The 10,711-nt window shown below is 70.5% G+C and carries 9 protein-coding genes; 6 read left to right on the forward strand and 3 right to left on the reverse strand.

The genetic code is table 11. The annotated features are described in order from the left end of the window. Positions 1–43: 43 nt before the first annotated feature. Positions 44–1,069: an XdhC family protein gene (locus C5E06_RS18705; protein WP_104307874.1), complete on the reverse strand. Its 1,026-nt coding sequence runs from the start codon at positions 1,067–1,069 to the stop codon at positions 44–46. A gap of 123 nt (positions 1,070–1,192) precedes the next feature. Here C5E06_RS18705 and C5E06_RS18710 point away from each other — a divergent pair, with 123 nt between their 5' ends. The 6 genes from C5E06_RS18710 to C5E06_RS18735 all read left to right on the forward strand — a co-directional run bounded on the left by C5E06_RS18710 (position 1,193) and on the right by C5E06_RS18735 (position 8,535). Beyond that, positions 1,193–2,065, forward strand: coding sequence for an FAD binding domain-containing protein (locus tag C5E06_RS18710; protein WP_258067780.1), 873 nt, complete (start codon positions 1,193–1,195; stop codon positions 2,063–2,065). Beyond that, entirely contained in the window at positions 2,062–4,833 is a 2,772-nt protein-coding gene (locus C5E06_RS18715) for a molybdopterin-dependent oxidoreductase (RefSeq protein ID WP_104307876.1), read from the forward strand. The genes C5E06_RS18710 and C5E06_RS18715 overlap by 4 nt, the downstream gene beginning before the upstream one ends. 94 nt (positions 4,834–4,927) lie before the next feature. After that, a complete protein-coding gene (locus tag C5E06_RS18720; RefSeq protein ID WP_104307877.1) occupies positions 4,928–6,019 on the forward strand; it encodes an ABC transporter substrate-binding protein in 1,092 nt (363 codons plus the stop codon). Positions 6,020–6,023: 4 nt separating this feature from the next. After that, positions 6,024–6,848, forward strand: coding sequence for an ABC transporter ATP-binding protein (locus C5E06_RS18725; RefSeq protein ID WP_104244643.1), 825 nt, complete (start codon positions 6,024–6,026; stop codon positions 6,846–6,848). Beyond that, entirely contained in the window at positions 6,845–7,660 is an 816-nt protein-coding gene (locus tag C5E06_RS18730) for an ABC transporter permease (RefSeq protein WP_258067781.1), read from the forward strand. The genes C5E06_RS18725 and C5E06_RS18730 overlap by 4 nt, the downstream gene beginning before the upstream one ends. Next, positions 7,657–8,535, forward strand: coding sequence for an ABC transporter permease (locus tag C5E06_RS18735; protein ID WP_104307879.1), 879 nt, complete (start codon positions 7,657–7,659; stop codon positions 8,533–8,535). Before C5E06_RS18730 ends, C5E06_RS18735 begins: the two co-directional genes overlap by 4 nt. 54 nt (positions 8,536–8,589) lie before the next feature. On the opposite strand, the gene C5E06_RS18740 is transcribed toward C5E06_RS18735, so the two are convergent. Together C5E06_RS18740 and C5E06_RS18745 are read right to left on the reverse strand one after the other, a co-directional pair. Next, positions 8,590–9,957, reverse strand: coding sequence for an amidohydrolase family protein (locus tag C5E06_RS18740; RefSeq protein ID WP_104307880.1), 1,368 nt, complete (start codon positions 9,955–9,957; stop codon positions 8,590–8,592). 70 nt (positions 9,958–10,027) lie between these two features. Next, a complete protein-coding gene (locus tag C5E06_RS18745) occupies positions 10,028–10,543 on the reverse strand; it encodes an adenine phosphoribosyltransferase (RefSeq protein WP_104307881.1) in 516 nt (171 codons plus the stop codon). Positions 10,544–10,711 lie beyond the last annotated feature (168 nt).

The raw sequence follows: 10,711 nt of genomic DNA on the forward strand, positions 1-10,711 counted from the left end.
CCCAGCACCAGCACCCCCACCCCCACCCCGCACCCGTCACCGCTCACGAGGCGACGCGCGCTCCCAGCGGTCGGTGAACCGGCCCCGACAGCTCGGACAGGCGGCGACCGGATGCGCCGTGCCGGTCGGCGATGATCTCGGCGAGGATCGAGAGGGCCGTCTCCTCGGGGGAGCGCCCGCCCAGGTCGAGCCCGATCGGCGAACGCAGCCGCTCCAGCTGCTCGGCTGGCACGGTCGCTGCGGCGGGTGCCGACGCGTCGGTGAGCCGCTCGAGCCGCTCGAGCCGCTCCTCATGGGTCCGACGGCTCCCCATGACACCGACATAGCCGGCGGCAGAGGCCAGGGCGACGCGCAGCACGGGCACGTCGAACTTCGGGTCGTGCGTGAGGACGCACACGGCGGTGCGCGCGTCCACCTCCGCGGTCTCCAGGTAGCGGTGCGGCCAGGCGACAACCACCTCGGCGCCCGGGAACCGGGCCGTCGTCGCGAACACCTCGCGCGGGTCGACGACGGTGACCTGCATGCCCGCGGCGATCGCGATGCGGGAGAGCGCCACGGCGAACTCGACCGCGCCCACGATGATCAGCCGGGGCGGCGAGCCGAGGGCGATCGTCACGGCTCCCGACGAGGGCGGCGATGTCTGGTCGATCACGCCGCGGCCCACGTCGGCTCCGGCGACCGTCAGCGTGTAGCTCGCGGGCATCGCGCGCGCCTCACGCTCCGCCAGCAGCAGCACGTCAGCGGCCGCCGCGCTGCCCGGCAGGACTGGGCGGACCAGGACCTCGACGACCCCGCCGCAGCTCAGCCCAACCGAGAACGCGGCTGCCGAGCTGTACCCGAAGGTCTCGACGCTCGCGGTGCCGCTCCGGATCGCGAGCAGGCACTGCTCGAAGACGGCCCCCTCCACGCATCCGCCGGACACGTTGCCGAACACGTCGCCGTCGGCCGACACGATCATGCTCGCGCCCACCTCTCGGGGCGCGCTGCCGCTGACGGCGACGAGCGTCGCCATCGCGAACGGTCGACCTCGGCGCGCCCACTCGGCGCCCATCGGCAGGATTCCACGCATGACGAAACGCTAAGCCGGGCCCATTGCGTGGCTGTTGCGGGCACGTGAAGGTCGTCACGATCCTCGACCCACGATCGAAACACCGCCGAAACGGCGTTCTGGTTCACTCCCGAGAATCCACTCGTGCCGGCAGACGACCGACGGCGCGGAGCCACGACCGGGAGGGCCATGGACATCACGACGGTGCGCTCGTACCGCGTCGCACGAACCCGCGAGGAGCTGCTCCTTGCCCCTGGGGAGGCCATCCTGGCGGGCGGCACCTGGCTCATGAGCGAGCCGCAGCCGACGACGACGGGCTTCGTCGACGTGACCGCCATGGGGTGGCCCGATATCGAGGCCGACGACGTTGGGCTCCGGATCTCGGCCACCTGCACCATCGCGACGCTGGTCGCGTGGGCCAAGGACGCACGGGATGGCGGCACGCTTCCGTCGCAGCAGGACTGGCCTGCGCTCTCGCTTGTCCCAGCCGCCGCGGATGCTCTCCTCGCGTCGTTCAAGATCTGGAACACGGCGACCGTCGGCGGCAACATCTGCCGGGCGTTCGCAGCGGCTGGCATGGTCTCGCTGTGCGTCGCGCTCGACGGCACGGCGGAGATCTGGCGAGGAGCCGAGGTGGTGCGCCTGCCGGTCGCGGACCTCGTGACCGGGGACGGGACGACCATCCTCCAACCGGGCGACGTGCTCCGCAGCATCCACCTGCCCGCAGCCGCGCTGCGCTCGCGGGCGCTGCTCCTCAAGATCGCGCTCGCAGAGCATGGGCGCTCTGGCGCCGTCGTCACGGGGCGCGTCGATCCCTCAGGGCGCAGCGTCTTCACGGTCACCGCAGCCACGCAGACCCCGACCGTGCTCGTGTTCCCGCACCTCCCGACCGCAGCCGACCTCGCCGCGCGCGTCGCTGACGCGGACGGCTACTACAGCGACCCGCTCGGCTCAGCAGATTGGCGCCGCGGCGTGAGCATCGTGCTGGCGGAGCGCATCCGGAAGGGACTCGCGTGAAGTTCGAAGTAGACGGCACAGACCGCTCGGCCGAGCCGCGGGCGGGCCAATGCCTGCGGACCCTGTTGCGCGAGACGGGTTCCACGACGGTGAGGAAGGGATGCGACGCCGGCGACTGCGGAGCCTGCTCGGTCCTGCTCGACGGCGCTCCCGTGCACTCCTGCATCGTGCCGGCCATGCGGGCGGAGGGGCGCAGCGTCACGACGGCGGCCGGCCTCGCACCCGGCGATCAGCTGCATCCCGTGCAGGAGGCGCTCGCTGAGGGGTTCGGCTTCCAGTGCGGCTTCTGCACGCCGGGGATGAGCGTGACCGCGTCGACCCTCGGTGAAGCCGACCTGGGCGAGTTCGACAAGCGGATGCGGGGAAACCTGTGCCGCTGCACGGGCTACCGCCCTATCCGGGAGGCGATCTGCGGTTCCGTGCGAGCGGGCGCCTGCGCGCAGTCGTGCGTCACGCCCAAGGCCGCCGACCCGGAAATGCGGGCCACGGCGCAGACCGTCGGCAACTCCGTCGTCCCTGAGGCCGCGCGCCGGATCGTGCAGGGCCTCGAGCCGTTCACGTTCGACCTGCCGCCCGGGCATCCGGCGCTCGATGCCCTGACCTTGCGGGTCGTGACGAGCCCGCACGCGCACGCGCGCATCCTGAGCATCGACACCTCGGAGGCCCTCGCCGTGCCCGGGGTCGTGCAGATCTTCACGCACGAGGACGTGCCGCAGCTCCGGTACTCCTCGGCCCGCCACGAGCACCGTACCGACGACCCGGACGACACGCTCCTGCTCGACCACGTGGTGCGCCACGTCGGGCAGCGCGTGGCGGCCGTCGTCGCGGAGACCGGTGAGGCGGCCGACGCCGCGCGCCGACTCGTCCGCGTCGAGTACGAGCTGCTGCCGGCGGTCTTCGACCCGGAAGAGGCCCGCAGGCCAGGCGCGCCGCTCCTCCACCCGGACCGCACCGCACAGGAGCGGGTCGACGAGGCCGCCCGCAACGTCATCACGAGCGTCCACGCCGGACCGGATGTCACCGAAGCGCTTGCCTCGAGCGCCGTCACCGTCTCCGGCACGTGGCAGACGGCCCGCGTCACGCACGCGCAACTCGAGACCCACGGCTCGATCGGCTGGCTCGACGACGACGGACGCCTCGTGATCCGCTCCTCCACGCAGGTGCCGTTCCTCGCCCGCGACGAGATCGCGCGCCTGTTCGACCTGGACCGTGACCGCGTGCGGGTGCTTGCGGCACGGCTCGGCGGCGGGTTCGGCGGCAAGCAGGAGATCTTCACGGAGGATCTCGTCGCGCTCGCGGTGCTCAGGACCGGCCGACCCGTCGCGTACGAGTTCTCGCGCACCGATGAGTTCCAGCGCGCCGCCGTCAGGCACCCGATGCGCGTGTCGGTGACACTCGGCGCGGACGCGGACGGGGCGCTCACGGCCATGCAGCTCGACGTGCTCAGCGACACCGGCGCCTACGGCAACCACTCGCGTGGCGTCCTCTTCCACTCCCTCGCCGAGTCGACGACGATCTACCGCGTCCCGCTGCGGCGACTGGATGCGGAGGTCGTGTACACGAACACGGTGCCGTCCGGCGCGTTCCGCGGCTACGGCCTCGGCCAGGTGATCCTCGGCGTCGAATCGGCGATGGACATGCTCGCCGAGAAGCTCGGTCTCGACCCGTTCGAGCTGCGCCGACGCAACGCCATCAGGGAGGGCGACGATCCGGGGCACGACGACCTCGTGTGGGGAAGCTACGGCTTCGACCAGTGCCTCGACCTGGCGCAGGACGCGCTCCGCCGAGGCAACGGCCAGGCGGCCCCGCCCGGCTGGCTCGTCGGCGAGGGGGTCGCGGCGGCGATGATCGCCACCATGGCGCCGTTCGGGCACATCGCGCACACGACGGCCACGCTCCGGGCCGACGGCACGTACCTGCTGCGCACGGGGACGGCCGAGTTCGGCAACGGCACGACGACCGTGCTCAAGCAGATCGCGGCGACAGACCTGAACACGAGCTTCGAGCGGCTGGAGCTGTGGAACTCGGACACGGATGCGGTCGAGCACGACACGGGCGCCTTCGCATCGGCGGGCATCACGGTCGCGGGCAAGGCGCTGCACGCCGCCTGCCTGACCCTGGCGATGCGGATGCGGGAGCGGGCCGCCGAGCTCACCGGCTCGGCCCCGGACGGCGGCGAGCTCACCGCGGACGGGGTGCTGACGCCCGCGGGGCTCGTCACCTTCGCGCAGCTGGCAGCCGAGGAGAACGGCGGGGAGATCACGGCTGACGGCAGCGAGCTCGGCGCGCGACGCTCGCTCGCCTTCAACGTGCACGCCGTCAGGCTGGCCGTCGACCCGGAGACGGGAACGGTGCGCATCCTGCAGTCGGTGCACGCCGCCGACGCCGGCTACGTCATGAACCCCGCCCAGTGCCGCGGGCAGATCGAGGGAGGCGTCGCGCAGGGCCTCGGCAGCGCGCTGTACGAGGAGGTGACGCTCGACGATGAGGGGCGCGTCGCCAACCCCGTCTTCCGCCTCTACCGGGTGCCGCAGTTCGCCGACGTGCCCGTCACCGAGGTGTACTTCGCCGACACGAGCGACGACCTCGGGCCGTTCGGCGCGAAATCGATGAGCGAGTCGCCGTACAACCCCGTCGCTCCCGCGATCGGGAACGCCATCGCGCGCGCCATCGGCAGCCGCCCGTTCGAGCAGCCCTTCAGCCGCGACCGGGTCTGGCGGATTGCGAATCACGCCCGTAACACCCACGAACCCGTCCCCGAAATATGAACTGCCTAGTGTCGCGGCTAGGGAGTGTCAGGACGAGCTGAGCAGGCGAGACACCGGCAGACACGACCCAGCCCACTGCAGTCAAGGAGATCCGATGCACACACTCACCAGACCACGCCGACGCGTCACCGCGGCCCTCGCTCTCGCAGCCACCGCCGCGCTTGCCCTCACCGCGTGCTCACCCACCGCATCCGAGACGTCCCCAGGGAGCGCATCCGTCGACCACGGTGAGATCAGCGTGCAGTACTCGTGGATCAAGAACGAGGAGTTCGCGGGCGAGTACTACGCCTACGACAACGGCTACTACGACGAGGCGGGGTTCTCCGCGGTGCAGGGCATCGCCGGCCCCGACACGGGCGTGGCGAAGTTGCTCTCCGGTTCGGTGCAGTTCGCCCTCAGCGACGCCGCCTCCGTCGGCGCCGCGGTCGCCGAGCAGGACGCGCCCCTGAAGATCGTCGCGACCACCTTCCAGAAGAACCCGTTCACGGTGCTCTCGCTGACCGACAAGGGCAACATCGCGACGCCGCAGGATCTGATCGGCAAGAAGATCGGCGTGCAGGACTCGAACGCGTCCGTGTTCAAGGCGCTCCTCGCCGCGAACGACATCGACGAGGACCAGGTGACCGTCGTCCCTGTCGACTTCGACCCGACGCCCCTCATGAACGGGGAGGTCGACGGCTTCATGGCCTACCTGACGAACGAGGCCATCACGGTCGAGATGGAGGGCTACGAGGTCACGAACCTCGCCTACGCCGACAACGGCCTGCCGTACGTCGCCGAGGCGATCACGGTGACCCAGCAGTATCTGGATGAGAACCCCGACCTCGTGAAGGCGTTCCTCATCGCCGAGATCAAGGGCTGGACCGACACGTTCACGCAGCCGACGGATGACACCGTCACGAAGGTGACCGAGCACTACAACGCCTCGGCCGCAGCGGGCGACCTCACCTTCGGGGAGCTCGACCCAGCCAAGGTGAAGGCGGGCCTCGAAGCCCAGGCGGCGCTGATCTCGACCCCGGAGACGGAGGCGAACGGCCTGTTCACCATCTCCGACGAGCTCAAGGCCCAGTCCATCTCCTCCCTCGCGGCCGCCGGGTGGGAGCTCGAGGTCGACGACCTCTTCGACACGACGATTCTCGACGAGATCTACACCGAGAACCCAGAGCTGAAGAACTACCAGCCCTAAGCTCATGACCCTCACCGATACAACGACGGATTCCGGTGCCGCAACCGGCACCGGAATCCAGATCTCCGGAGTGTCCAAGTCCTTCGACCTGCGCGGCGGCAAGTCGCTGCTGGCGCTGCAGGACACGGACCTGCACACCGACAAGGGCTCGTTCCTGGCGCTGCTCGGCCCCTCCGGATGCGGTAAGTCCACGATCCTCCGCATCCTCGCCGCGCTCGACCACCCGACGACCGGCAGCGCGCTCGTCGACGGGCAGACGCCCGACCAGCTGCGCGCGAACAGCGAGCTCGGGATCGCCTTCCAGGACCACGCGCTGCTTCCCTGGCGGAGCATCCGCAAGAACATCGAGCTGCCGTTCGAGGTCGCAGGGCGGCCGGTCGACAAGGCGTACGTGGATGAGCTGATCGCCCTCGTGGGGCTCAGCGACTTCGCGAACGCGAAGCCGGCGCAGCTCTCCGGCGGCATGCGGCAGCGGGCGTCGATCGCGCGGGCCCTCGTGCTCAAGCCGTCGGTGCTGCTGCTCGACGAGCCCTTCGGAGCGCTCGACGACATGACTCGGCAGAACCTCAACCTGGAGCTGCTGCGCATCTGGACGGAGAAGCCCGCGACGACGCTGCTCGTCACGCACGGCATCAGCGAGGCGATCTTCCTCGCAGACCGGGTCGCCGTCATGTCGGCCCGCCCCGGTCGCGTGCAGGAGATCATCGAGGTCGACCTGCCGCGGCCTCGCACCCCGGAGATGATGCGCACTCCAGAGTTCCACGCGCTGGTCGACCGTGCCTCCGAGCTGCTGTTCGGCGTGCACGGGCACGCAGAAGCCGAGGCGTGACGGTGGCGAGGGAGCGCATCCCAGGCTGGCTCGCCGCGCTCATCGGCGGGGTCGCCCTCGTCGCGATCTGGTGGCTGGCATCGGCGACGGCGTTCCGGCCGCAGGAGGGCACGAGCTTCACGCCGGTGCCCTCGCCGCTCGCCGTCATCGACTGGCTGTTCGTGCAGGGCAACGTCGCGGGCACCTGGGGCGTCTTCGCCCCGACGGTCACCGCGGCGGCGATCGGCTACGTGTGGGGCAACGGCATCGCGCTGCTCCTGGCGACCGTCGTGCTCGTCTTCCCCCGCCTGGAGACCGTCATCACGCAGATCGCCGTCGTCACCTACTGCCTGCCGATCGTCGCCGTCGGCGGCATCTCCATCGTGGTGCTCGGCGGCGCGAAGAGCCCGGGCGACCCCTCGGAGACGGCCGTCTTCCTCGCCGCCCTCGTGTGCGTGTTCACGACCGTCGTCGGCGCCATCCTCGGGTTCAAGTCCGCGGACAAGGCCTCGCTCGACGTCGTCCGCGTCTTCGGCGGCGGCTCGTGGATGCAGATGCGCAAGGTCCGTCTCGTGGCCGCGCTGCCCGCCATCCTCAACGCGCTCCAGATCGCCGTCCCCTCGGCGTTCCTCGGCGCCGTGCTCGGCGAGTACCTCGGCTCCATCACAGCGGGAGTCGGGCCCACCCTCATCCGCCTGCAGGGGCAGCTCGACTCCGCCGGCGTCTGGTCGGTGTTCCTGCTGTGCGCCGTGTTCGCGCTCGCCGCGTACGGGCTGTTCGGGCTGGTCATCCGCTTCATCACGCCGTGGGTCTCAGGGAAGGCAGTGCGATGACCGTGATCGTGCAGGACAAGCAGACAGCGACGACGGCCGATCACGCCGCCGAGACGCGGATCGCGCGCGAGCGGCGCAGTGCGCTCCGGAAGACGGTGCTCCGCTCGCTGGGCTCCGCCGGCATCACGCTGCTCGTGCTCCTCCTGCTCTGGCAGGCGGTGGTGAGCCTCACGGGCATCTCCTCGTTCATCGCGAAAGGGCCGCTCGACGTGTGGCAGTTCCTGTTCGCGGGCGAGGACGCCGCCGAGCACCGCGCGCAGATGTTCCCGCTCGTCGGGCAGACGCTCATGGACTCGGCGCTCGGCTTCGTCGCAGGCATGGCCGTCGCCATCGTCCTGGCGATCGCCTTCAGCCTCTCCAGAGCCATCGAGGCCGGCGTCATGCCGCTTGTGCTCCTGCTGCGCACCATCCCGCTCGTCTCCATCGCACCAGTCATCATCCTCATGACTGGCCGAGGGACGACGGCCTCCGTGGCGGTGATCGGGACGATCGTCGTGCTCTTCCCAGCGCTCGCCAGCGTGCTGTTCGGCCTCAGCCGTGCCAGCCAGGAGAGCCTCGACGTCGTGCACGTCTTCGGCGGCGGCCGGCTCGCCGGCCTCACGAAGGTCAACCTGCCCGGGGCGCTCCCGTCGATCTTCGCCGCCGCCCGGGTCTCCGTGCCGGGAGCCGTGACCGGTGCGCTGCTCGCCGAATGGCTCTCGACCGGGACGGGCATCGGCGGGGCGATCCTGAAGTTCAACGCGCAGGCGCAGTTCGCCGAGCTGTGGACCTCGATCGCGCTCATCACCATCATCACGCTGGTGTCGTACAACCTCGTGCAGATCGTCGAGAACATCGTCCTCGACCGCATGGGGATGGGCGTCTCCCAGCGCTGAGCCGCCTTCGCTCGAACCTCGCGGCCGGGAGCATCCTCCCGGCCGCGACGTCGTTCAGTGCGGGTGGCCGCGCAGCGGGATGATCGCCGCCGGCAGCTCGTGGAGCCTCGCCGACGCCTCCTCGGCGAGGGGGTTCGTGGATGCGCCGTCGCGGTTCACGAGCTGACCGCCCACGTAGACGGCTTTGAGGTTCCGCGGGCTCATCGCGAGCACGTACGACCGCACGGGGTGCCAGAGCGGCCCGACGTCGGGGGAGCGCGGGTCGACGATCACGAAGTCGGCGAACTTGCCGACCTCCAGCGAGCCGACCCGGTCGGCGACTCCCATGATCTCGGCCCCGCCGAGCGTGTGGAGGCGCAGCATCAGCTCGGGCATCATCGACAGGGGATCCTTCGTGCGCGAGCGCTGCATGTAGATGCCCATGCGCATGTTCTGCCACGGGTCGCTCACGTCGGTGCAGGCCTGGTCGTCGAGGCCGACGCCGACCTTCATGCCGAGCTCGAGCATCTCCGGCACGAGCGCGACGCCCGAGGCGAGCCGTCCGTTCGAGGCCGGCTGCCAGGACATGCTCGCCCCGCGGGCAGCTGCTTCCGCGATGATCTCCGGAGTGGTCTGGATGAAGTGCCCGAACATGAGGCCAAGCTCGAGGGCCCCAGCATCCCGGTACAGGGCGAACTTCGACTGCTGGTGCTCGACGGCCTCTGGCGACTCGAGGAAGTGCGCCTGGTTCGTGATGCCGAAGCGGCGCATGGCCTCGGCTTCCAGGTCGGCGGCATCGGCCCGAGGCGACCACTGCACCTGGCCCATGATGGACGAGCCGAGGGCGTACGCCGGGTCCATGGCCCTCGTGTGGGCGACCTCCGCCTGGAGCCGGTCGAAGATCTCGTCGTCGCTGCCGACGGTCGCATCCATCCCCGAGGCGTCGACGAAGCGGATGCCGGAATCGAGCGTGCCGTCCGCCTGGCGGTAGTGGTACTCGAGGGGGCGCATGCCCGCGGTTCCCGTTCGCTTCCCGTCGACCATCGACTCCCACGCCTGCAACGGGTCGGTGAAGTTGTATGCGGTCGTGACGCCGTTGGAAAGGAAGTCGAGCGAGCCGTGCAGGGTCGACCAGTACAGCTGCTCCGGCGTCATGTGGGCGGTCGTGCCGAGCATGGAGTCGCACCAGCCGTAGAGGGTGTCGGCGACGCCGAGGCCCCTGAGGCCGCTCGTGAAGAGATGCGAGTGGCTCGATACGAAGCCGGGCGCGACGAATCTGCCGGCCACGTCGATCGTCTCGTCTGCGGTGACGGACGGCGTCCCGCTTCCGATCGCGGCGATGCGGCCGTCTTCGACGAGCATCCATCCGTCTTCGATGTAACCGGCATCCGTGGAGCCCGTTGGGATCGTGATGAGGCGCGCGTGGGTGACAAGAAGGGACATGCTCGCAACGCTAGCCAGCCCATGTTTCGGGCCTGTCACGGCTCGGAGGCGCCGCGGGGCGAGTTGCGTCTCAGACCTCGAAGAGGCTGTGCACGGGGCCGGCGACCTGCTGCCCGTCGAGGCCGACGAGCTCCATGAGGACTGCCGTGCCCGCCAGCGCGTAGCCGAGCCGCTCGAGGAGCTCCTGGCCCGCACGGAGGGTGCCACCCGTTGCGAGGATGTCGTCGACGAGCAGGACGCGGGTGCCGGCCGGCAGGTCCTGCGCCGCCTCCAGGCTGTCCGACCCGTACTCGAGGTCGTACGTGATCGACGCCGCGGGTCGGGGCAGCTTCCCCGCCTTGCGGATGGGGATGAGGCCGACACCCGCGGCGTTGGCGATGGCGCCGGCGAGCAGGAACCCGCGCGCCTCGACGCCCGCGACGACATCGAAGGTGCCGGCGAAGGGCTCGATCACGGCGTCGACGGCGGTGCGCAGGGCGGCGCCGTCGGCGAAGAGCGGGGTGATGTCACGGAACTGGATGCCCGCTTCGGGGAAATCCGGGATGGTCGCGATGAGCGACTCGGCGCGCGCGAGCTCTGGGGTCACGGCTCCAGGATACGTGCGAACCGCACCCGTCCGCGGCGATGACCGCGCGCAGGACCGCCCGGTGGTCGTCGCCGCGCTCGGCCGCCCGGAGCTGAGTTGTGGTCGTTCAGAAGCGGTCCTGACGACCACAACTCAGCCCTGGGCGGGAGCGGGGGCGGGGGCGGCGGG

The organism is Pseudoclavibacter sp. RFBI5 (genome assembly GCF_002931395.1).
Taxonomy (GTDB): domain Bacteria; phylum Actinomycetota; class Actinomycetes; order Actinomycetales; family Microbacteriaceae; genus Pseudoclavibacter.